This window comes from Nocardia transvalensis NBRC 15921, from assembly GCF_000308875.1.
GTDB lineage: Bacteria > Actinomycetota > Actinomycetes > Mycobacteriales > Mycobacteriaceae > Nocardia > Nocardia transvalensis.
Genome location: NZ_BAGL01000042.1, coordinates 67,583 through 89,594 on the forward strand (window position 1 = coordinate 67,583; position 22,012 = coordinate 89,594).

General features: G+C 69.9%; 23 protein-coding genes. 13 read left to right on the forward strand and 10 right to left on the reverse strand.

What is annotated here, in order from left to right; all coding sequences use genetic code 11:
- Positions 1-79 precede the first annotated feature (79 nt).
- From ON41_RS12790 to ON41_RS12800, 3 genes are all read left to right on the forward strand, one after another.
- Positions 80-850: an SDR family NAD(P)-dependent oxidoreductase gene (locus ON41_RS12790; protein ID WP_040747803.1), complete on the forward strand. Its 771-nt coding sequence runs from the start codon at positions 80-82 to the stop codon at positions 848-850.
- A gap of 141 nt (positions 851-991) precedes the next feature.
- Positions 992-1,897 (forward strand): cyclase family protein, encoded by a 906-nt coding sequence (locus ON41_RS12795; RefSeq protein WP_040747804.1) that lies wholly within the window; start codon positions 992-994, stop codon positions 1,895-1,897.
- Between the two features lie 37 nt (positions 1,898-1,934).
- Positions 1,935-3,455, forward strand: a complete 1,521-nt coding sequence (locus ON41_RS12800) for a long-chain-fatty-acid--CoA ligase (protein ID WP_051161333.1) — start codon at positions 1,935-1,937, stop codon at positions 3,453-3,455.
- Positions 3,456-3,462: 7 nt separating this feature from the next.
- On the opposite strand, the gene ON41_RS12805 is transcribed toward ON41_RS12800, so the two are convergent.
- The 5 genes from ON41_RS12805 to ON41_RS12825 form a co-directional block, all read right to left on the reverse strand.
- Positions 3,463-4,824, reverse strand: coding sequence for a phosphotransferase (locus ON41_RS12805; RefSeq protein ID WP_040747805.1), 1,362 nt, complete (start codon positions 4,822-4,824; stop codon positions 3,463-3,465).
- Positions 4,815-5,987, reverse strand: coding sequence for an acyl-CoA dehydrogenase family protein (locus ON41_RS12810; RefSeq protein ID WP_174411322.1), 1,173 nt, complete (start codon positions 5,985-5,987; stop codon positions 4,815-4,817). The genes ON41_RS12805 and ON41_RS12810 overlap by 10 nt, the downstream gene beginning before the upstream one ends.
- Positions 5,984-6,373 (reverse strand): nuclear transport factor 2 family protein, encoded by a 390-nt coding sequence (locus tag ON41_RS12815; protein ID WP_040747906.1) that lies wholly within the window; start codon positions 6,371-6,373, stop codon positions 5,984-5,986. The genes ON41_RS12810 and ON41_RS12815 overlap by 4 nt, the downstream gene beginning before the upstream one ends.
- A gap of 65 nt (positions 6,374-6,438) precedes the next feature.
- On the reverse strand, positions 6,439-7,689 hold the full coding sequence (locus ON41_RS12820) for a CaiB/BaiF CoA transferase family protein (protein ID WP_040747806.1): 1,251 nt from the start codon (positions 7,687-7,689) through the stop codon (positions 6,439-6,441).
- A 26-nt stretch (positions 7,690-7,715) separates the two neighbouring features.
- Positions 7,716-8,351 carry a TetR/AcrR family transcriptional regulator gene (locus ON41_RS12825; RefSeq protein WP_040747807.1) on the reverse strand — a complete coding sequence of 212 codons (636 nt, stop codon included), beginning with the start codon at positions 8,349-8,351 and terminating at the stop codon, positions 7,716-7,718.
- A gap of 67 nt (positions 8,352-8,418) precedes the next feature.
- Here ON41_RS12825 and ON41_RS12830 point away from each other — a divergent pair, with 67 nt between their 5' ends.
- Positions 8,419-8,985 carry a VOC family protein gene (locus tag ON41_RS12830; RefSeq protein ID WP_040747808.1) on the forward strand — a complete coding sequence of 189 codons (567 nt, stop codon included), beginning with the start codon at positions 8,419-8,421 and terminating at the stop codon, positions 8,983-8,985.
- A 37-nt stretch (positions 8,986-9,022) separates the two neighbouring features.
- Positions 9,023-9,664, forward strand: a complete 642-nt coding sequence (locus tag ON41_RS12835; protein WP_040747809.1) for a carboxymuconolactone decarboxylase family protein — start codon at positions 9,023-9,025, stop codon at positions 9,662-9,664.
- A 1-nt stretch (position 9,665) separates the two neighbouring features.
- Here the strand turns inward: ON41_RS12835 and ON41_RS12840 are convergent, their stop codons facing one another.
- The 3 genes from ON41_RS12840 to ON41_RS12850 form a co-directional block, all read right to left on the reverse strand.
- A complete protein-coding gene (locus ON41_RS12840; RefSeq protein WP_040747810.1) occupies positions 9,666-10,328 on the reverse strand; it encodes a CE1759 family FMN reductase in 663 nt (220 codons plus the stop codon).
- A gap of 4 nt (positions 10,329-10,332) precedes the next feature.
- Entirely contained in the window at positions 10,333-11,469 is a 1,137-nt protein-coding gene (locus ON41_RS12845) for an LLM class flavin-dependent oxidoreductase (protein ID WP_040747811.1), read from the reverse strand.
- An 87-nt stretch (positions 11,470-11,556) separates the two neighbouring features.
- A complete protein-coding gene (locus ON41_RS12850; RefSeq protein WP_040747812.1) occupies positions 11,557-12,060 on the reverse strand; it encodes a 2'-5' RNA ligase family protein in 504 nt (167 codons plus the stop codon).
- Between the two features lie 127 nt (positions 12,061-12,187).
- Here ON41_RS12850 and ON41_RS12855 point away from each other — a divergent pair, with 127 nt between their 5' ends.
- The 4 genes from ON41_RS12855 (at position 12,188) to ON41_RS12870 (ending at position 16,012) form a co-directional block, all read left to right on the forward strand.
- Complete coding sequence (locus ON41_RS12855) at positions 12,188-13,252, forward strand: isocitrate/isopropylmalate dehydrogenase family protein (RefSeq protein ID WP_040747907.1); 1,065 nt, start codon at positions 12,188-12,190, stop codon at positions 13,250-13,252.
- Between the two features lie 149 nt (positions 13,253-13,401).
- Positions 13,402-14,307, forward strand: coding sequence for an ABC transporter substrate-binding protein (locus ON41_RS12860; protein WP_040747813.1), 906 nt, complete (start codon positions 13,402-13,404; stop codon positions 14,305-14,307).
- The gene (locus ON41_RS12865) at positions 14,304-15,233 is read left to right on the forward strand and encodes an amino acid ABC transporter permease (protein ID WP_051161335.1); all 930 of its coding nucleotides are present in this window, start codon (positions 14,304-14,306) and stop codon (positions 15,231-15,233) included. Before ON41_RS12860 ends, ON41_RS12865 begins: the two co-directional genes overlap by 4 nt.
- A gap of 26 nt (positions 15,234-15,259) precedes the next feature.
- On the forward strand, positions 15,260-16,012 hold the full coding sequence (locus ON41_RS12870) for an amino acid ABC transporter ATP-binding protein (RefSeq protein WP_040747908.1): 753 nt from the start codon (positions 15,260-15,262) through the stop codon (positions 16,010-16,012).
- Between the two features lies 1 nt (position 16,013).
- On the opposite strand, the gene ON41_RS12875 is transcribed toward ON41_RS12870, so the two are convergent.
- The gene (locus ON41_RS12875; RefSeq protein WP_040747815.1) at positions 16,014-16,910 is read right to left on the reverse strand and encodes a LysR family transcriptional regulator; all 897 of its coding nucleotides are present in this window, start codon (positions 16,908-16,910) and stop codon (positions 16,014-16,016) included.
- Between the two features lie 71 nt (positions 16,911-16,981).
- Here ON41_RS12875 and ON41_RS12880 point away from each other — a divergent pair, with 71 nt between their 5' ends.
- The 4 genes from ON41_RS12880 to ON41_RS42485 all read left to right on the forward strand — a co-directional run bounded on the left by ON41_RS12880 (position 16,982) and on the right by ON41_RS42485 (position 20,945).
- On the forward strand, positions 16,982-18,337 hold the full coding sequence (locus ON41_RS12880) for an FAD-binding oxidoreductase (RefSeq protein ID WP_040747816.1): 1,356 nt from the start codon (positions 16,982-16,984) through the stop codon (positions 18,335-18,337).
- Positions 18,338-18,407: 70 nt separating this feature from the next.
- Positions 18,408-19,295: an SPFH domain-containing protein gene (locus ON41_RS12885; protein ID WP_040747817.1), complete on the forward strand. Its 888-nt coding sequence runs from the start codon at positions 18,408-18,410 to the stop codon at positions 19,293-19,295.
- On the forward strand, positions 19,295-19,462 hold the full coding sequence (locus tag ON41_RS42260; RefSeq protein WP_169336480.1) for a type II toxin-antitoxin system antitoxin: 168 nt from the start codon (positions 19,295-19,297) through the stop codon (positions 19,460-19,462). The genes ON41_RS12885 and ON41_RS42260 overlap by 1 nt, the downstream gene beginning before the upstream one ends.
- 109 nt (positions 19,463-19,571) lie before the next feature.
- Entirely contained in the window at positions 19,572-20,945 is a 1,374-nt protein-coding gene (locus tag ON41_RS42485) for a hypothetical protein (RefSeq protein ID WP_063709871.1), read from the forward strand.
- A gap of 111 nt (positions 20,946-21,056) precedes the next feature.
- Here the strand turns inward: ON41_RS42485 and ON41_RS12895 are convergent, their stop codons facing one another.
- Positions 21,057-21,974 carry a class I SAM-dependent methyltransferase gene (locus tag ON41_RS12895; protein WP_083905321.1) on the reverse strand — a complete coding sequence of 306 codons (918 nt, stop codon included), beginning with the start codon at positions 21,972-21,974 and terminating at the stop codon, positions 21,057-21,059.
- Positions 21,975-22,012: the final 38 nt, after the last annotated feature.

Consider the following 22,012-nt stretch of genomic DNA (forward strand, 5'->3'; position numbering starts at 1 on the left):
CTTGCCGACCTCAAGATTGACAATCTCTGTATGGAGAATAGCATTCTCCGGAGAGAGATTGCGGTATTGAGGAGGGCTCGTGGGATATGCCGATGAGGTGTTCGATCTGACGGACAGGGTTGTGGTGGTCACCGGGGGGAGTCGGGGGCTCGGGCGGGAGATGGCTTTCGCGGCTGCGAGGTGCGGTGCGGATGTTGTCGTCGCCAGCCGGGACTATGACAACTGTGCGGCGGTCGCCGCCGAGATTCACGAGCGGACCGGTCGTGCCGCGATGGCCTACGGTGTGCACGTCGGGCGGTGGGATCAGCTCGACGGGCTGGTCGACGCCGTGTACGACCGGTTCGGGAAGGTGGACGTGCTCGTCAACAACGCGGGGATGCAACCGGTTTACGACAGTCTGACCTCGGTGACCGAGAAGCTCTTCGACGCCGTGCTGGCCCTCAATCTCAAGGGTCCCTTCCGGCTGTCCGCGTTGATCGGCGAACGCATGGTGGCCGCGGGGCGGGGATCCATCGTCAATGTCAGCTCGACCGGGTCCATCCGGCCCCGGCCCTCGATCGTGCCGTACGCGGCGGCGAAGGCCGGACTCAATGCCGTGACGGAGGGGTTGGCGCTCGCCCTGGGCCCGTCGGTCCGGGTCAACACGCTCATGGCGGGCCCGCACCGTACCGACGCCACCGCCGGATGGGACCTCGGGAATCTCGAGCCCGGCCACAACCCGTTCGCCGCCCATGCCCTCCAGTGCATCGGCCGGCCCGACGAAATCATCGGCGCCGCACTGTATCTCGCCTCCGATGCCTCCAGTTACACGACCGGCGCCACCCTCCGCTGCGACGGCGGCATGCCGTAGCGATCAGCCGGGCCCATCGGTGGATCCGGTCGCGGCGCTCGTCTATTGACAGCGATAGTGCCGTCGATCACACTTGTCGGGAAAGTTGACATGACTGTCACGTCATGATGCGAGGAGGCGACGGTGCCTGAAGTTCCCGATATGCGCACGCTGGGCCGGAAGGTCAGCAACTGGGGTCGGTGGGGGACCGAGGACGAGCGCGGGACCACCAATCTGATCACCCCGGAGCGTGTGCGGGCCGCCGCGAGCCTGATTCGCTCCGGAACGACGTTCCCGCTGGGCATTCCGCTCGACGGGGACGGCCCGCAACCGGGCGGCCTGCGGATCAACCCGATCCGGCTGATGTCGGAGAACGGCCAGGAGCAGGTGCTGCCGGGCGGGTTCAAGTGGGCCGACGATTTCGTCTTCATGCCGCTGCAGGCCGGATCCCAGTACGACTCGCTGGCACACGTGCACTACGACGACCAGCTCTACAACGGCCATCCCGGCGACGGGATCACGGTCAAGGGCGCCGCCCGATGCGGGATCCACACCCAGGCCGGGGGCATCGCCGGGCGCGGCGTCCTGCTCGACGTCGCCCGGTCTCGCGGCGTCGACTGGCTCGAGGCGGGCACGGCGATCGGACCCGACGAACTCGACGCGGTGGCCGCCGCCCAGGGCGTCACGATCGGCGCGGGCGACATCCTGCTGATCCGCACGGGATGGCGCCGGAAGTTCCTGGCCGACCGCGACGCCGCGGGCTTCATGGCCGGCGAGCCCGGTCTGAGCCTGGCGTGCGCGCCCTGGTTGCGGGAACACGATGTGGCCGTGCTGGGTTCGGACAACTGGGCGGTCGAGGTGATGCCGGGCGAGCATCCGGGCACCGCGTTCGAACTGCATATGGTGCTCATCCGGGATATGGGCCTCACGCTCGCGGAGATGCTCGATTTCGAGGAGCTGTCCGAGGCGTGCGCGGCCGACAACCGGTGGGAATTCTTCTACGCCGGACCGCCGCTGCCGTTCACCCGCGGCGTCGGCTCGCCGATCAATCCGCTCGCGATCCGGTGAGCGCCAAGGGAATCCGATCCGGCGAGGAGTTGCGCGAATGCTGATCGGGGACATCGTCGAATACGGCGCGCGCAAACATCCGGACCGGATCGCGGTGCGATTCGAGGACGAGGCCATCGACTACCGGCAGCTGTGCGAGCGCAGCCGCCGCCTCGCCAACGCGCTGCTGGGCGTCGCCGCGCCGGGTGACCGGGTCGCGATCCTGTCCGGCAACTGCACGCGGTACCTGGACTGCTACTACGGCGTCCCGATGGCGGGTATGGCGCTGACGATTCTCAACTTCCGGCTGCATCCGGACCAGATCGTCTCGCTCCTCACACATTCCGGCGCGCGGGTGCTGATCGTGGCGCCCGAGTTCGCGGACCTGGTGGACCGCGTGCGCGAGCGCATCCCGTCGGTGACGACGGTGATTTCGATCGGCACGGCCCCGGGCACGCTCGCCTGGGACGAGTTTGTCGGCGCGGCATCGGCCGAGGTCCCGGCCACGCGCCCGGACCCGAGCGAGATGGCGTGGCTGGTGTACACCAGCGGCACGACCGGCGCGCCGAAGGGCGTGATGCTGTCGCATCGCAACCTGCTCGCCGGTCTGACGTCGTCGGCCCTCCAGTGGGGCATACCGGAGGAGACGGTATTCCTGTTCTGCTTCCCGCTGTGTCACATCGGCGGGTACGTCGTCATGATCAACCATCTGGTCGGCGCGACGGTCGGCATCCTGCGCGCCTACGACAACGCGACCTTCCTCCGGCTGGTCGACGAATGGCGGGTCACCCACACGGGTCTGGCCCCCACGATGATCAACTTCCTGCTCCAAGACCCGGAGCTGGACCGGCATTCGCTGACCACGCTGGAGGCGGTCGGCTACGGCTCCTCCGCCATTCCCGCCGCCGTACTCCGCGCGGGACTGCAACGCTTCGGCTGCGATTTCTATCAGGGCATGGGCATGACCGAACTCGCGGGCAATGTGCTGCACCTGGATCAGGCCGCGCATCGCCGGGCCGCGCAGGGTGAGACGCATCTGCTCGCCTCGGCGGGAAAGCCGATGCGGCTGGCCGACATTCGCATCGTCGACGACGATTTCGCCGACGTGCCCGCCGGGGCCGTGGGCGAGATGATCGTGCGCGGAGACCAGGTGACCGCCGGGTACTGGAACGATCCGCGGGCGACCGCGGAGACCCGCGTCGACGGCTGGTTCCGCACCGGTGACCTGGTCCGCCAGGACGAGGAGGGCTTCGTCTACATCGTCGACCGGAAGAAGGACCTGATCATCAGCGGCGGCGAGAACGTCGCCTCGTTGACGGTCGAACAGGCCCTCTACCGGCAGCCCGGAGTCGCCGAGGCGGCCGCGATCGGCGTGCGCGACGAGACCTGGGGTGAGGTCGTGTGCGCGGTGGTGGTGCTCCGCGAGGGCGCGACCGTGTCGGCGGACGATATCGTCGCGGGCTGCCGTGATCACCTCGGCGGTTTCCAGGTGCCCCGCCGGGTCGAGTTCGTCGACGCGCTGCCGAAGAACGTGACCGGCAAGGTCCTCAAACGCGAACTGCGCGAGCGATTCTCGTGAGGTGGGGTCAGCCGAGGTGACGCGGATTCGCGACCTGGAGGCGGGACAGGACCGCGAGCGTGGTGACGCGGCGAATCTCGTTGTCGGCGTAGTCGTTCTCGCCCGACCGCAGCCGGATCGCCAGTGCCGCTTCGGAATCGCAGCCCAGGGCGGCGAGTTGCCGTCGGACCTCGGTGCCGGCCGCGGGTCCGGCGCGGAGTTCGCGGGCCGCGGTGCCGAGCAGGGTCGTGCAGACGCGCAGCAGGTAGCGTCGGCGCTGATCCGCCTCGGTGAGCGCCGGGCCGATCTCGGCGGCGAGGGTCTCGGTGACGAGTTCGATGATCTCGGCGGGCGCGGGGCGGTCGTGCACGGTGTCGGCGGGTTCGGCCGTCGTGGGCACGGTGACCGCGTCGTCGAGCAGACCGAGCGCGGTGAGCAGGTCGAATTCGGATTCGCAGACCCGCCGGCCGATGGCCGCCAATTCGATCGAGCGTTCCGCGCCGCTGTGGTGGCGCTCGGCCTGGAACATGCTCAGCACCAGCCACTTCAGCGTGCCGAACACCTCCCACCAGTGCAGTTCGTCCGGGGCCGGCCGGGTCCCGGTGGCGCGCTCGTAGCCGTCGAGGAGTTGGTCGCGGGTGCCCAGGCCGCCGACCGGGGCCGGGGCGCCGAAGCGCCAGGCCCGGACGCACAGCCAGCCCAGATCCTCGATCGGGTTGCCGATATGCGCCAGTTCCCAGTCGAGCACCGCGCGCAGGCCGTCCGGTTCGACAAGGAAGTTGCCGAGCCGGAAGTCGCCGTGTACGAGCGCGTTCGGGCGGGCGGCCGGGGGCCGGTCGCGCAGCCATCGCAATCCCATCTCGACCACCGGACGGGGCTGGGCGAGGTCGCGATAGATCTGTTCGAGCGTGTCCAGGGGATCGCTGTCGTCGAGCGGGCCCAGCGTGTCGAGCGGGGTGCGGTGGATACGGCCGAGGACCTCGCCGAGGTCTCCGGCGAGGCGGTCGCGCACCGAGGCGAATTCTGGATTCCGTTGCAGCCTACGGGGAATGGACTCGCCGGTGACCAGCTCCATCACCAGGTAGGGCGCGTCGATGCCCGGCGCGTCGTCCGCGGCGGCGAGGACGGCCGGGACCGGGACGCCCGCCGCTGCCGCCGCCCGCAGGCAGGACGCCTCGGCGCGCATTCGGGCGGCGTCACCGTGCCCCGGCGGATCGCGGCGCAGCACCGCCCGCACCGGCGCGCCCCTGTCGTCGCGGGCGGCGATCGCGTAGACCTCCCTGCTGGCGCCGCCAGTGAACCGCCGCAACTCGACATCGGTCAGCGCGGTGCCCAAAGCCGCCGCGAGCACATCGCGGACGCCGTCGGGCAGGGAAACGGTCACAGCCATGGCGCGGCCTCCGGGGACTTCAGCAAACGCCGTGCGGTGGACATGCGGTGCACCTCGTCGGGACCGTCGTAGACGCGGGCGTAGCGCGCCTGCCGGTACATCCGTTCCAGCGGGGTGTCGGCGGTCAGGCCGAGTGCGCCGTGCACCTGGATGGCGCGATCGATCACGTTGTGCAGCATGCGCGCACCCCAGAACTTGATCAGCCCGACCCGCACCCGGTAGTCCTCGCCGGCGTCCATGGCGCGGGCGGCGTCGAGGGTCATGAGCCGGGCGGCGTGGATCTCGGCGGCGGATTCCGCGATGTACCGGTGGATCTCGCCCTTCTCCGCGAGCAGCGAACCGTGCGCGTAGCGGGTATTGGCGCGGACGCACATCAGTTCGTAGGCGCGCTGGGCCTGGCCGAGCCACCGCATGCAGTGGAAGATCCGGCCCGGCCCGAGCCGATCCTGCGCCACGGCGAAGCCCTTGCCGCGCTCACCCAGCAGGTTCGCGGCGGGTACGCGCACATCGGTGAGCCGGATCTCGTAGTGGTCGCTCGGGTCGTGTCCCATCGTCGGGATGGCGCGGACGATCTCGAAGCCGGGGGTGTCGGTCGGCACGATGATCGCGCTGATCCGGGCGTGCCGCGGCACATCGCCGGATTCGGTGTTCGCGAAGACGGTGCAGTACGCGGCCTGCTGGGCGCCGGTGGTGAACCACTTGTGCCCGTTGATGATCCAGGTGTCGCCGTCGAGTTCCGCGCGGGTGGCGACGAGAGTGGGATCGGAGCCCGCCACCTCCGGTTCGGTCAGCCCGACCGACGGCATGACGTCACCGGCGACCATCGGCGGGATCCAGCGGCGGCGCTGGTCCTCGGTGCCGTGCCTGTGCAGCATGAGGGTGTCCTGCATGGACACCGAGCCGACGGCCAGCTGCCCGAATTCCGAGCGGCCGATGATCTCGTTGAGCCGCACGAAGTCGAGGAACGGCACTCCGCCGCCGCCGAGTTCGGCCGGATGGCCCAGCGCCCACAGCCCGAGTTCCTTCGCGCGCTCCCGCAGCCGGGCCAGCGCGGCCTGCGCCGCCTCGCCCTCGACGACCAGCACGGGCTCCGCCGGCACGACTTCCTCGTCGATGAAAAGCCGCATGCGCGAGATCGTTTCGGTGATGTCCGCGGTCGTCATCGGCGCTCCCGGGCCGCGGCGGCCAGCTCGCGCAGCGGCCGGGTGGCCGCCGAGTCGACGTACTCGTCTATGCGGCCGATACGGCCGTCCCGCACGCGCACGAACAGGGCGGCGGGCACTTCCAGTGCGCCGTGGCCGGGCAGATGTCCGCGCAGGACGTGCTGCTGAGCGAAGCCGTCGCGCAGGGGATAGCGCCGAATCTCCTCGTACCGAAGGTTGTCCACGGTCCGCGACAGCCAGCGCAGCACCCGGAGGTTCTCGGTGACGGTCTGCTCGGTGGCGTCGTCGTTGTGCCAGATGCGCGCGTCCGGCAGGTACATCTCGGTCAGTGCCGCCGCGTCGCCGGCGCTGACGGCGGCGAAGAAGCGATCGGCCAGGTCGTTCATCGGAGGATCTCCTCGAATTCGAGTTCGGCCGTCGAGCGAACCCACCTCGCGGATGTCGACGGCGGTCATGCGATGGTGCCTTGCGCGCGCAACCGGGCCAGCCGGTCGTGGTCGTAGCCGAGCAGGCCGCCGAGGACCTCCTCGGTGTGGGTGCCCGGGCGGCTCGCGCCACCCCACCGGACGCCGCCGGCGGTCTCGCTGAGCCGGGGGACGACGCCGACGCCCTTGGCCGGTACCGGGTCGAACTCCGGATCGTCGCGGCCGCGCGACGGGTCGACGTGATCGACGAAGAGGCCGCGCGCGGTGAACTGGGGGTCGGTCATCACCTCGGCGACCGTGTTCACCGGGCCCGCGACCACGCCGAAGGTGGCGAGGAGGTCGATCAGGTCGGCGGCGTCGTAACCGCCGGCCCACTCGGCGATCAGCTCGTCCAGTTCGTCCTGGTGTTCGCCGCGCGCGGTGTGCGTGGCGTACCGCGGATCGGCGGCGAGGCCGGGCCGGTCCATCGCCTTCGCCAGCCGCCCGAACACCGTGTCCTGATTGGCGGCGATGATCACCCACAGCCCGTCGGCGGCCCGGTACAGATTCGACGGCGCCACCCGGTCGAGGCGGGTGCCCGACGGCTGCCGGATATGGCCGGTCTTGTGGTAGTCCGGGATAGTCGACTCCTGAACGGCCAGCGACGCTTCGGTCAGCGCCGCGTCGACGATCTGCCCGCGGCCGGTGCGTTCGCGCACCAGCAGCGCGGCGAGGACGCCCTGGAAGGCGAACAGCCCGGCCAGGCTGTCGCCGAGGGACAGCGCCAGCCGCGGCGGCGCCTGCCCCGGGAATCCGTTGAGGTGCCGCAGCCCGCTGATGCCCTCCGCGACGGAGGCGTACCCGGGCCGCGACGCGTACGGCCCGGTCTGCCCGTAGCCGGAGACCCGCGCCAGCACCAGTCGCGGATTGCGCGCGGTGAGCGTGTCGTAGCCGAGGCCCCAGCGTTCGAGGGTGCCGGGGCGGAAGCTCTCCACCACCACGTCGGCCGTGGCGGCGAGTTCGAGGAAGACCTCGCGGCCCGCCTCGGTGCGCAGATCCAGGCTGACGCAGCGCTTGTTGCGCGCGTGCACGGTCCAGAAGTACTGGTGCCCGCCCTCGGCCTGACCCCAATCCCGCAGGGGGTCGGGACGATCCGGTGCTTCGATCTTGATGACGTCGGCGCCCATATCGCCGAGCAGGCGGCCGCAGTAGGGGCCCGCGATCAGCGTCCCGAGTTCGAGCACCCGGTATCCGTCCAGGGCGCCGGGAATCTCGGTGGGCGGGGGAGCTGCTGTCATGGTGCCTCCTGCTCGGCGCCGGTGTCCTACGTCTGGTCCGGGTCGAGCCCGAGCGCGCTGACCGACATGCGGTCGAGGGTGTCCAGCAGCGCGGCCTCGTCGGCGTCCTCGCCCTGGATCAACCACAGATAGAGGGTGTGTTCGACCATCGCCGACATCGCGCGGGCCGCCAGCTCCGGATCGAGCTTCGGATGGACCAGGCCCTCGCCCTGCCAGCGGGCGATCGCCCGGGAGGTGCGGTCGAGGAGCTGACGGCGGTGCTCGTGGCGCAGCCGCCGGAAGTCCTCGTTGAAGGTCGCCACCTGTTCGACGATCGCCATGAAGCGGGCGTTGCGCCGATACGCCTCGTAATAGGAGCGGTTGGCGGCGATCAGTTTGGCGGCGGGGGACAGCTCCGCCGGGGCGGGGTCGCGGCGGTGCATATCTTCGAACAGCCGGGTGCTCAGCTCGCCGAAGACATCGTCCTTCGACTCGAAATAGCGGTAGAAGGTGCCATAGGAGACGCCCGCCTCCTGGGCGATCAGCTCCACCCGGGTATCGAGGAATCCGACGGATTCGAAGACGACGCGCGCGGCGTCCAGGAGGGCGTCACGCGTTTTCCGGCCCCGCGGCGTCAAGGTGTCGACCGCGGCGGGCGCGCTATTGACAGATGACTTCGGCACGGATCAGACTATCCAACAACATGACATGACTGTCAAGTCAGTTCATGCGCCGAGCGGAAGGATTGCCATGAGCGCCGCCAACCCGAAATTCCGACTGGGCGGGATCAATCATCTCGCGCTGGTGTGTGCGGATATGCGCCGAACGATCGAATTCTATTCGGGAACACTCGGTATGCCGCTGGTGAAGACTATCGAACTGCCCGGTGATCTGGGTCAGCATTTCTTCTTCGACTGCGGCGGCGGAAATACCCTGGCCTTCTTCTGGCTCGCCGACGCGCCCGACGCGACGCCCGGCCTCGCCGCGCCGAAGGGCCTGCCGGACGAGGGTGAACTGGTCAGCGGGGTCGGCTCGATGAATCACGTGGCGTTCGCGGTGCCGCCGGAGGAGTTCGACGAGTACTACGAGCGGCTGCGGGCCGAGGGCGTCAAGGTCAGCCGGGTGCTCAATCACGACGACAGCCGCAAGGGGGTGTCGCGCGAGGTGCATCCCGGCACGTTCGTGCGGTCGTTCTATTTCCAGGATCCGGACGGCGTTCTGCTCGAATTCGCCTGCTGGATGCGCACTTTCACCGACGCCGACGTGACCCACGAGCCGAAGACGGCGGCCGATCGCCGCGTGCCCTCCGCCCGCTGAACCGCGAAACCCGCACCACCCGAGAGGAATCCGCACGATGCCGCGTCTCCGCGAAGTGCCCCGCGCCGAAGTGACCGACGAGAAGATCCTGTTCTTCTACGACCGGCTGTTCGGCCCCGACAAGGACCCCGCCGTCGATCACGGCACCGTGCACGGCACGCCGGGCGACTGGTGGACCGTCTTCGCACAGTCGCCGGAGGTCTTCCGGCACGCGGTCCGGGGTTTCGCGGTCTACCGCAACGCCACCCTGGATCCGGCGCTGCGCGAACTCGGGCAGAGCCGGGCCGGGTATGCCCGCGGCAGCCGGTTCGTGTTCTCCCAGCACTGTAAGCAGATGCGGTCGCTGGGGGTGGCCGAGGAGAAGATCGCCGCTATTCCGCATTGGCAGGTGAGCGGCTGTTTCTCCGATCTCGAGCGGGCGGTGCTGGCCTATACCGACGGCCTGGTCTACGACGGCGGGCGGGTGCCCGACGAGGTGTTCGCGGTGCTGCGGGCGAATCTCACCGATCCGGAGATCCTGGAGCTGACCTACATCACCGCGCTCTACGACATGCACGCCACCATGTGCCGCGCGCTGCGCCTGGAATTCGACGACCGCCCGGAAGTGGTTGCGGAGGTGCGGGATCCGGAGGGCGTCGAGGTGCGCGATCTGGCGTCGGATCTGACGGGGGACAGGTGAGCTAGCCGCCCACGGGCGACCCGTTGTGCCCGGCGAGAAGTTCGGCGAACGGGGTCGGGGCCGGGAGGGTGTTGCCCGAGGTGCGAGCGCGCACGGGCTCCTCGTCGAGGAAGCCGGAGACCGTGGCCGGCTCCGCGACCACCAGCCGGACGAATTCGGCGGCGGCGCGCCGCACCCGGTCGGTGAGTTCGGCGGATCCGAAATCCGCTGTGGCGGCGAAGACTCCGGTCGGCGTCACCACGGCGCGCAGGTAGCTGAACAGCGGCCGCATGGCGTGGTCGAGGACCAGCGCGTGGCGCGGCGTGCCGGCGGTGGCGGCGATCAGGACCGGCATGCCGTTGAGGGCGTCGGGGTCCAGGACGTCGATGAACATCTTGAACAGTCCGCTGTAGCTCGCCGCGAACACCGGGGTCACGGCGATCACGCCGTCGGCGGCGGAGATCTGCTCCCGCACCGCGGCGACCGCCGGGGTGGGCAGGCCGCCGGTGGTGAGCGTGGTCGCCAGATCGGTTGCCAGATCCCGCAATTCGACGATCTCGAAGTCGACGGACTCGCCGCGGCCGGTGACGGCGGCGTCGACGGCCCCGGCCAGTTGATCGGCGAGCAGCCGGGTGGTGGACGGTTGGGACAGTCCCGCGGTGAGGACGACGACGGTGCGACTCACGGGTTCATTCCTTCCGGGCTGCGGCCAGCCGTTCGCGGGCGGGTTCGACGAGATGGTGCGGGGCCTCGGGGCCGGCGGCCACCAGCGAGGCGTGCGTGGGCGGGTCGCTGGGCACGTGGCTCGGGCGGCGGGCCTCGAACTCCTTGCGCAGCACGGGAACTACCTCGCGGCCGAGGATCTCGAGCTGCTCCAGGACCACGTCGAGCGGCAGGCCCGCGTGATCCATCAGGAACAGCTGACGCTGGTAGTCACCGACGGCGTCGGCGAATCCGAGGGTCCGCTCGATCACCTGCTCGGGCGTGCCGACGGTCAGCGGGGTGAGCTCGGTGAACTCCTCCATCGACGGGCCGTGGCCGTAGACGGGCGCGTTGTCGAAGTACGGCCGGAAGAACTTCTTGGCCGCCGCCTCGGTCTCGGCCATGAAGACCTGACCGCCCAGGCCCACCACGGCCTGATCGGCGGCGCCGTGGCCGTAGTGCTCGTAGCGCTGCCGGTACAGGCCGACCATCTGCGCGGTGTGCTCGATGTTCCAGAAGATGTTGTTGTGGAAGAAGCCGTCGCCGTAATAGGCGGCCTGCTCGGCGATCTCGGGCGACCGGATCGAGCCGTGCCATACGAACGGCGGGGTGTCGTCCAGCGGGGCGGGCGTCGCGGTGAAGCCCTGCAGCGGGGTGCGGAACTTGCCCTGCCAGTCCACGCGCGGCTCGCGCCAGAGCGTGCGCAGCAGGTGGTAGTTCTCGATCGCCAGTGGAATGCCCTCGCGGATGTCCTTGCCGAACCACGGATACACCGGGCCGGTGTTGCCGCGCCCGAGCATCAGATCCACCCGGCCGTCGGCCAGATGCTGGAGCATGGCGAAGTCCTCGGCGATCTTCACCGGATCGTTGGTGGTGATCAGGGTGGTCGCCGTCGACAGCTGCAACCGTTCGGTGCGCGCGGCGACATAGCCGAGCATGGTCGTCGGCGACGACGGCACGAACGGCGGATTGTGATGCTCCCCGGTCGCGAACACATCCAGCCCGACCTCTTCGGCCTTCAACGCGATGGCCACCATCGCCTTGATCCGCTCGGCCTCGGACGGCGTCCGCCCGGTCGTCGGGTCGGCGGTGACATCCCCGACGCTGAAGATCCCGAACTGCACGGTGTCCTCCTCACTCCCTCATCCACCACTTTAGTGGACATGGCAACCAAGCCAACACCCCACCCCGCTGTCCTATTCCAAGGCGCGTCAGCGGGAGATCGGCCATTCCTGGCGTTGGTCGCCGTCCCAGCGGCGGATTCCGACGACCGTTGCGGGGAGGTCGCGGTCGGTGGCGACGGCGTGGACGGCTTCCGCGAGTTGGTGGGGCTTCAGGCGGCGGGCGAGGGTTATGTGGGGGGTCCAGGTGTCGGGGCGGACGTTGGCGGGGATGCCGGGGCAGTGGGCGATGACCGTGAAGATGCGGCGCTGGAGGTCCAGGAGGGTGTCGGTGGGGACGACCGGGCGGACGAGGATCGGGTGGCGGGCGCCGAAGATCAGGAGGCCGCCGAGGCGGATGGGGAACGGGTGGAATTCCTGGGCGGCGAGGGACTGGTCGAGGTGCGGCCAGATCTGGCGGGCGACGGCGACGGTGATGTGCGGGCGGTGATGGGCAGCGGGACTGGGCACGCCCGCCTCGGCGAGCAGGCGCCACTGCCGCCGGATCTCGTCCTCGGCCGCGTCGTCCACCAGTAATTCGACCGACTGAACCATGATCGAACCCAAGATACGTGTCGAGGCCGTCCGCTGTATTTCCGGCGTGCCGGTAACAAGAGAGGCGCGCTGGAACAAGATGAGGATGGGTGACGTGGGCGGACTGACGAACGGGGAACAGACACGGATGCGGCTGGGGCTGATCGAGGGGGACGGGATCGGGCCGGAGGTGGTCCGGGCGACGCGGGAGGTGGTGGACGAGGCGTTCGCGGCCGGCGGTGCGGGCCCGGTCGACTGGGTGCCGCTCGCCATGGGGCACACCGCGATCGAGGAGTTCGGCGACCCGCTGCCCGAGCCGACGCTGGCGGCGCTGGAGACGCTCGACGCGTGGATCCTCGGGCCGCACGACAATGCCTCCTACGCCGCCGAGCACCGCGTCGGCGCCCCGCCCGGCGGCGCGATCCGCAAGCGGTTCGGGCTGTTCGCCAATATCCGCCCGGCACGGGTGTTTCCGGGCGTGCGGGCCGCGGCGACGGAGATGGACCTGGTCATCGTCCGGGAGAACAGCGAGGGTTTCTACGCCGATCGCAATATGTTCTCCGGGTCGGGGGAGTTCGCGCCGGCCCCGGACGTCGCCCTGTCGGTCGGGGTGGTGACCCGCCAGGCCTGCGCGCGGATTGCGCACGAGGCCTTCCGGCTGGCCGCCGCGCGCCGCCGTCACGTGACCATCGTGCACAAGGCCAATGTGCTGCCGCTGACCATGGGCCTGTTCCGCGACGTCTGCCGCGAGGTCGCGCACGAGTATCCGGGGGTGCGGGTCGACGACGAGCACGTCGACGCGGTGGCCGCGCACCTGGTCCGGGCGCCCGCCGACTACGACGTCCTGGTGACGGAGAACCTGTTCGGCGACATCCTCTCCGATCTGGCGGGCGAGCTGAGCGGATCGCTCGGCCTCGCCGCCTCGCTGAACTGCTCGGCGACCCAGGCGATGGCGCAGGCAGTGCACGGCGCCGCCCCCACGCTGGCCGGCCACAACCGAGCGAATCCGGCGGCGCTGCAACTGTCGGCGGCAATGCTGTTGCGGTGGCTGGGAATCCGGCGCAACAGCACTGTTGCTGCCCACGCGGCGGAACGGATCGAACGCGCGGTCGCCGCCACCTTCGCCGCGGGCATCGCGACCACCGATCTGGGCGGTCTGGCCTCGACCGGCGAATTCACCGAACAGGTGCGGGCCCGGCTGCATCGCTGGTGATAGGGTCCCGAACTCGGCGTGTAAGGCCGTCCGCCGTACCCCGTGCGGATTAACCTTCGGTAACCGACCGACACAGTCGGTCCGAATCGCCTACATTTCGAACGGCGGGCGACCACCATATGTCGCTCACCCAAACATGGAGGGCTGCTGTGTCTGTTCGATCCGGTGCTCGCGGGTACGCCCTGCGGGCCTTCTGTGTCCTCGCCGGCGGTGCGCTGGCACTGTCCGGCTGCACCACGAATACCGAGGACAACGCCCCCGCGGTGGAGAAGGTCCAGGTCGCCAAGGCCGACGCGATCGCCGCCAAGCTGCCCGACAAGATCAAGCAGTCCGGCAAGCTGGTGGTCGGGGTGAACATTCCCTACCAGCCCAACGAGTACAAGGACGGCTCCGGCAAGATCATCGGCTACGACGTCGACCTGATGGACGCCGTGGCGTCGACGCTCGGCGTGCGTGCCGAGTACCAGGAGTCCGACTTCGAGAAGATCATCCCCGCGATCCAGGCCGGCACCTACGACGTGGGCATGTCGTCGATGACCGATACCAAGGAGCGCGAGGCGACCGTCGATTTCGTCGACTACTTCAGCGCCGGAATCCAGTGGGCGCAGCAGAAGGGTAAGCCGGTCGACCCGAACAACGCCTGCGGCAAGCGAGTGGCGGTGCAGCGCACCACCATCGAGGAGACCGACGACGTCCCGAATAAGAGCAAGGCGTGCGAGGCGGCGGGCAAGCCCAAGATCGAGGTCGTCGCCTTCGACGAGCAGAGCGCGGCGGCCACGGCCCTCGTCCTCGGCCAGGTCGACGCCATGTCGGCCGATTCGCCCGTGACGGCCTACGCGATCAAACAGAACCAGGACAAGATCGAACCGGCCGGCCCGCTGTTCGAATCGCAGCCCTACGGCTGGCCGGTGCCCAAGGGCGCGCCGCTGGCGAGCGTGCTGCAGGAAGCGGTGCAGCACCTGATCGACTCCGGTGACTACCGCAAGATCGCCGAGAACTGGGGCGTCCAGGACGGCGCGATCACCAAGGCCACGATCAACGGCGCGGTGGGCTGACACCCGTGAGCGAGCACGACTCCCCGCCGGGGACCGACCCCGCGGCGATCACGGCGGTGCCGCTGCGGCATCCGGGCCGATGGGTCGCCGCGGCGGTCATCCTCGCGCTGCTGGCGCTGTTCGTCTACGGCGCCGCCACCAACCCCGCCTACCGGTGGGACATCTACTGGAAGTACCTGTTCGACACCAGGATCGAGTCCGGCGTTCTGATCACGCTGGAGCTGACCGTGCTGGCCATGGCCATCGGCGTGGTGCTGGGCGTCGTGCTGGCGGTGATGCGCCTGTCGCCGAATCCGGTGCTGCGGTCGGTGGCGTGGGTGTACCTGTGGGTCTTCCGCGGCACGCCCGTCTACGTGCAGCTGGTGTTCTGGGGCCTGTTCCCGTCGCTGTACAAGGTCATCGATCTCGGTGTCCCGTTCGGCCCGCAGCTGCTGCACCTGTACATCCAGGACTGGCACACGCCGTTCCTGTTCGCGATGATCGGCCTGGGTCTCAACGAGGCCGCCTACATGGCCGAAATCGTCCGTGCGGGAATCAATTCCGTGGGCGAGGGGCAGCGCGAGGCATCCGTCGCGCTGGGCATGTCGTGGGGGCAGACGATGCGCCGCACCGTCCTGCCGCAGGCCATGCGGGTGATCATCCCGCCGACCGGCAACGAGCTGATCAGCATGCTCAAGACCACCTCGCTGGTGGCCGCGATCCCGCTGACCACCGACGTGTACGGCCGCGCCCGCGACATCTACGCCGTCAACCTGCAACCCATTCCGCTGCTGCTGGTCGCCGCGACCTGGTACCTGGTGATCACCAGCGTTCTCATGGTCGGACAGCACTATCTGGAGCGGTACTACTCGCGCGGCGCCAGCCGCCAGCTGACCGCCAAACAGCTGCGGGCCCTGGCCGACGCTCAGCTGGAGGTGGGCAAATGACCGCCGCGGTGAACGATGCCGCGCCGATGATCCGCGCGCAGCAGGTGTGCAAGAACTTCGGTGCGCTGCAGGTGCTCAAGGGCATCTCGCTGGAGGTGCCGCGCGGTGAGGTGATGTGCCTGGTCGGGCCGTCCGGCTCGGGCAAGTCGACCTTCCTGCGCTGCATCAACCACCTGGAACAGGTGAATGCCGGGCGGCTCTACGTCGACGGTGATCTGGTCGGCTATCGCGAGAAGGGCGGCAGGCTCTACGAACTGCATCCCCGCGAGGCCGCCAAACAGCGTCGCGATATCGGCATGGTGTTCCAGCACTTCAACCTGTTCCCGCACCGCACGGCGCTGGAGAACGTCATCGAGGCGCCCACCCAGGTCAAGCGGATTCGCAAGGCCGACGCGGTGACCCGGGCCAAGGAACTGCTGGACCGGGTCGGCCTGTCGGAGAAGGCCGACGCGTATCCGGCGCAGCTGTCCGGCGGGCAGCAGCAGCGGGTCGCGATCGCCCGTGCGCTGGCCATGGATCCGAAGCTGATGCTCTTCGACGAGCCCACCTCGGCGCTGGATCCCGAACTGGTCGGCGAGGTCCTCGGCGTCATGCGGGAACTGGCCGCCTCCGGCATGACGATGGTGGTGGTCACCCACGAGATGGGCTTCGCCCGCGAGGTCGCCGACCAGCTGGTGTTCATGGACGCCGGCGTCGTCGTCGAATCGGGCCCGCCCCGCGACCTCCTGGCCGCTCCCCGCCACGATCGCACCAAGGAATTCCTCTCCCGGATCCTCTGACCTACCCTGCCGCGAGGGCGAGGCGGAGCTGGCCCAGGAGGACCTTCGCGGCGGGGGCGGTGAGGCGGTCGGTGCGCCAGGCGAGGGCGAGGCGGCCGTGCAGCGGCGGGTCGACGAGGGGAAAGGTGCGGACGCCGAAGACGGCGGCCTCCTCGGGGGTGAGCGCGGGGACGACGGCCAGGCCGAGGCCGCGGGCGGCCAGCCGCAGCAGCAGCGGGGGAGAGGCCGCCTCGAAGGCGACGTAGGGTTCGAAACCGGCTGCGGCGCAGGATCGTTCGAGGAGCCCGCGGATGCCGGTGCCGCGGACGAGGCAGATCAGGGCGCGGTCGCGGAGGTCGTCGAGGGCCATCTCGGTGCGCGGATCCGGATCGTCGGCGGCGAGGGCGGCCACGACGGGAGTGTCGAGCACGATCTCGATGCCGACGCGCGGGTCGAGCACCTCGCCGGTGAGACCGACCAGCGCGATATCGAGGACGCCGCGATCCAGGTCGGCCAGCATGAGGTCGGAATCGGTTTCGGTGAGGGTGATCTCGACCTGCGGGTGGTCGTCGTGGAAGTCGGCCAGCACGGTCGCCAGGTCGAATTCGCCGGTGGCCGCGCCGGAGATGGTGCCGAGGCGGATGTGCCCGCGCAGCAGGCCGGTGAACTCGTCGGCCGTGTGCCGGACCTGCGCGGCGGCGTCGAGTGCTGCCCGTGCGTGCGGCAGGACGGCCGCACCCGCCGCGGTCGGCGTCACCGCGCGGCCGGACCGGTCGAGCAGTTGCTGGCCCAGTTCCCGTTCCAGCTGCCGGATCTGCGCGGACAGCCCCGGCTGGGCGAGATGCAGCCGGGCCGCGGCGCGGGTGAAGTTGGCCTCCTCGACCACGGTGACGAAGTAGCGCAGCTGGCGAAGCTCCATAACCAGTAATTCTAACTACGAGAAGAACTATCTGTTTTACTTCTCATTGTCGCGGCGGAATCGTGGAAGCCATGACGAACTCAGACTTCCCCTCTTTCACCGGTCCCGTCTTCCGTCCCGGAGACGACGGCTACGACGCCGAGGTCGCGGGATTCCAGACCGCCTACACCCATCGCCCGGCCCTGGTCGTCGGCGCCGCCCATGCCGAGGACGTCCGCGCGGCGGTGGAATACGCCGCGCGCCACCACCTTCCGGTCGCCGTCCAGGCCACCGGCCACGGCCTGTCGGTGGCCGCGGACGGCGGTGTCCTGATCAGCACCCGGCGGATGACCGACGTCTCCGTCGATCCCGAGTCCCGCACCGCGCGGGTGGCCGCGGGCGTGCAGGCGGGCGCGCTGATCGAGGCGGCCGTGGCGCACGGCCTGGCCCCGCTCAACGGCTCGTCGCTGTCGGTCGGCGTGATCGGGTACCACCTGGGCGGCGGCCTGGGCATCCTGGGCCGTACCTTCGGCTACGCCGCGGACCGGGTGCGCGCGATCGACCTGGTCACCGCCGACGGTCGCCTGCGCCGCCTGGCGCCGGGCGACGAGCTGTTCGGCGCGGTGCTCGGCAGCGGCGGCAACTTCGGCGTCGTGACCGCGCTGGAGATCGACCTCGTACCGGTCACCACGGTCTACGGCGGCGCGCTGACCTTCGACACCCCGCTGGTCGAGCGGGCGCTCGAGGCGTGGCGGGTGTGGACCTCGGACCTGCCGGAGGAGATGACCTCCGCGATCACGATCATGACCATGCCCGATATCCCCGCAATCCCGGAACCGTTGCGCGGCCGCCACATCGCCACGGTCAATATCGCCTTCACCGGATCGGCGGAGGACGGCGAGCGGCTGGTGGCCCCGCTGCGGGCGGTCGGGCCCCGGCTCGGCGACGAGCTACGGTCCATGCCGTACGCGGAAACCCATGGCATCTACCGGGATCCGGACTTCCCGCACGCCTACACGGCGACCAACGTCCTGCTCTCGGAGCTGCCCGCCGACGCCGCGCGGGCCTTCCTGGACACCACCGGGCCGGAGTCCCCGGTCGCCGTCGTCGCCGGATTCCGCCACCTCGGCGGGGCCCTGCGCAGGCGCGGACCGGCCGGAATCGCGGTCGATCATCGCGAGGCCGAGTACATCGCCCGCTTCATCACGATGCCGGAGGGAGACGGCACCGCCGTGCGCGACCGCCACGACCTCATCGGTAAGGCGCTGTCGCCGTGGACGATCGGCCACAGCCTCAACTTCCTGTACGGCGCGGGCGACTGGGCCGGCGAGACCCAGACCCGGGGCGGCTACGACTCCGAGACCTACGACCGCCTCGCCGGCCTCAAGTCCGCCACCGACCCCGCCAACCTCTTCCGCTTCAACCGCAACATCCGCCCGTCCCGCTGACGCCCGTGGTGGACGAACCGTGACGACGGACGCTATCGTAGTGATATCACTTAGATATTGGGAGGATGTCATGGAGCTTCGTCCGGCGTTCCGGGTGAACGGGTTCCTCGTACTGCTGGTGCTGGTCGTGGTCGGGGGTGGGGCGCTGGCCGGCGCGATCGTCGCGGCGGGCGCCGCGTCCGACGGTGGCGGCGGGGCCGGAGCGGCCGCGGGCGCGGTGGCAGGCTTCGTGGTCGCGGGCCTGGCGGTGGTGTTGCTGACCGGGCTCACCACCGTCGGCCCGAACGAGGCGAAGGTGTTGCAGTTCTTCGGCCGCTACATCGGCTCGGTGAACGATGCCGGATTCTTCTGGGTCGTCCCGCTGACCACCAAGCGCCGAATCTCGTTGCGGGTGCGCAACTTCGAGACCCAGACCCTCAAGGTCAACGATTCCGACGGCAACCCGGTGCAGATCGCCGCGGTGGTCGTCTACCGCGTGGTCGACAGCTTCAAGTCCGCCTTCGCCGTCGACGACTACGAGGAGTACGTGCAGACCCAGTCCGAGGCCGCCGTCCGTCACCTCGCGACGGTTCATCCCTACGACTCCGACGATCCGGACCGCACCAGCCTGCGCAACGGCGCCGAGGTCGCCGAGGAACTGACCACGGAACTGAGTGAGCGCACCGCCCTGGCCGGGATCGACATCCTGGAGGCCCGGATCACCCACCTCGCCTACGCCCCGGAGATCGCCCAGGCGATGCTGGTCCGCCAGCAGGCCGCGCAGGTGGTCGCGGCGCGCAGCCGCATCGTCGAGGGCGCGGTCGGCATGGTCGGGATGGCGCTGGAGCGGCTCACCGCCGAGGGCATGGTCGATCTCGACGAGGAGCGGCGGGCGACGATGGTGTCGAACCTGCTGGTGGTCCTGTGCGGCGACCGCTCGGCGCAGCCCGTGGTCAACACCGGATCGCTGTATTCGTAATGGCGCGGAAGGAGCCGAAGCGGGTGCTGCTGCGGCTCGATCCGGCCGTCCACGAGGCCATCGCCAAGTGGGCGGCCGACGATCTTCGCAGCGTGAACGCCCAGATCGAATACGCGCTACGGCTGGCGCTCGATCAGGCCGGCCGGTCGCCGCGGTCCCGCGACTAGAAACATACCGTGCGACTGTTTTGTCCTGTATTTATCACCAACATGTCACGTATTGGGCACAAAACGCACAAGGATGTGCGCCTTTGCTTCTAATCGGTAACGTGGTCGCGTGCCTATCGCGTTCGAAACCGGCGGACTGCAGCAACTCGATCCGAGCACATGGGGCAATCCGGCGACCGGCGACCTCGTCACGCTCTCATACATCGACGCCGTTCCCGATCTACCGGCCCCGCTGGAAGACGTCGAGGCCTTACGCCGGGGCCTGACGGAACAGCAGGCCGAGTTCGGTTGTCTCATCGAGGCGTACGTGATCGGCGTGGCGGGTCAGCCGGCGCTGCTGCGTCTCGAGAAGTTCCCGCTGCCGGACGGGAGCGGGCTGGGATTCACCGCCGGGATCGTGCTCCCGAAGGCCACGTGCAGCGCGATCCTGAAGGTGATGTGCCGCGAATCGGGCCGCTCGGGCACGCGCGAGGCGGCGATCGTGCCCAAGGTCGGCTTCCAGAACATGTTCCGCCCGCACCCGTACGCGCCGGACATCCGCGGCAAACTGCCCTACAACGTCGCCGACGACGCGCAGTGGGATGCGCAGTTCCCCGACCATCCGCTCACCCGGGCCCGCCGCTGGATCTCGCAGGCCAGCCGCACTGCCCGGGTCGACCCGCGATTCGCCGCCCTGCCGCCGTTCACCGGGCCGGTGGCCGCCGGCGCGCAGGAGCCCGACGGCAGCGCGCCGCACGAGGACACCGGCTCGGGACGGCCGGACGGTTCCGGCCCACTATCCGGGGACGCCCGGCCGGACGATCTGCCGGGTCTCCGCGATCGGGAGCCCTCTGCCGGGGCCGCCGAGACCGCGCCGATCCCGAGCGCGTCGGCGCTGGGCACCGCTCCGCGCAAGCCGGCAACCGCGCCGCAGCCGACGCAGACACCCGGCAGCTTCCCGCGGCTGCCCGCCAGTGCCGCGGCCTACGCGAGTTCCGCGCCCGCCGCGAAGACCACCGCCCTTCCCGCCACATCGGGATCGGTGAATTTCCTGCAGCCGCCGGCCGTGGACCAGGACTCCGACGTTCGCGGCCCGGTGCGTACGGACGCCGCCGAGACCACCGCGATGCCCGCCGGCTCGGCGAGCAGCCCGCGCGTGCCGGTCCTGCCCGCGGACGAGACGACCATGCTGCCCGCCGACACCCCGCCGAGCGGATCGCTGACCGGGCTCTCCGATGCCGATCGTTCCGACGACGAGTCGTCCGCTCGCCCGACGCCCGCCGAGGACCCGGACCGCGCCGAGAGCGAGCCGAGCGCCCGGCCGGTACTCCCCGCGGACGAGACGACGGCCATCCCCACCGGCGAGATCGCCAAGACGCCGGACGCCGCCGAGACGACGGCCCTGCCCGCCGGCCGCCTGACCCGCGAGCCCTCGTTCCCCGAGGACACCCCCACCGCCGCAGTAGCCGCAGGCGCCGAAACCCGCCCGATCCCCAAGCGCTGACCAGCGGCCCACAGCACCCCCTCCACTCGGCCCAGCAACTATGCCTCCCTGGCGCCACAGCACCCCTCCTGCCCGGTGCCGCAGGACCCCCTTCCTGCCCGGCGCCGCAGGCTAGTTGCCGGGCTTCTCGGTGACGAAAATGGCTGTGCCCGGGAAGATCTCGCCGCGCAGGGGGCTCCACTGCCCCCACTCGCGGTCCAGCCACTCGGGCCAGTCGGGCTCGATCAGGTCGATCAGCGTGAGCCCGGCGCCGACGATCTCGCGGACGCGGTCGCCGAGCGTGCGGTGGTGTTCGACGTAGGTCGGCTCACCCTCGGCGTCTACCTCCACATACGGCGTCCGATCGAAATACGAGAGGGTCGCGTGCAGGCCCTCGGGCCCCGGATCGTCGGGGAAGATCCAGCGCATCGGGTGGTTCACCGAGAACACCCACCGCCCGCCGGGCCGCAGCACCCGCGCCACCTCGCGCATCACGGCCGCCGGATCGGCGACGAACGGCACGGCCCCGAACGCCGAGCACGCCAGGTCGAAGGAGGCGTCGGCGAAGGGCAGCGCCTCCGCGCCCGCCTGCACCAGCGGCACCCGCGGCCCACCTCGTTCCATGGCGTCCAGGCCGCGCCGCAGCATTCCGGCCGACAGGTCGAGGCCCACCGGTTGCGCGCCGTTCGCGGCCAGCCACCGCGAGCACGGCGCCGACCCGCAGCCGATTTCCAGAACACGCTTACCGGCGATATCTCCGAGCAAATGCCAATCGCCCTCGTGCAGGCCCTCCGGGCACCAGACGAATTCACCCGAGGGCGAATCCACACCGAGGAAGTCGGCGTGCGTGTCGTGGTATTGCTCGGCGTCCGCGTCCCACCATCGCCGGCTGGCGCGCTGGCTTTCCGCCGGCCCCAGCGCCGCCCGAGCCACCCCCGTCGTCCCGAGCAGGGCGTTGGCCTGCGCATGGCGCTCCTCACCGGCCGGATCGCGGTATTCCGGGGCGGCGATTCCGGGCTCGGCGTGCGCGCCGGGATGATCTTCGGGCATCATGTGAGAGTAGCCATACGCCCAGGGGGACCCTTGTT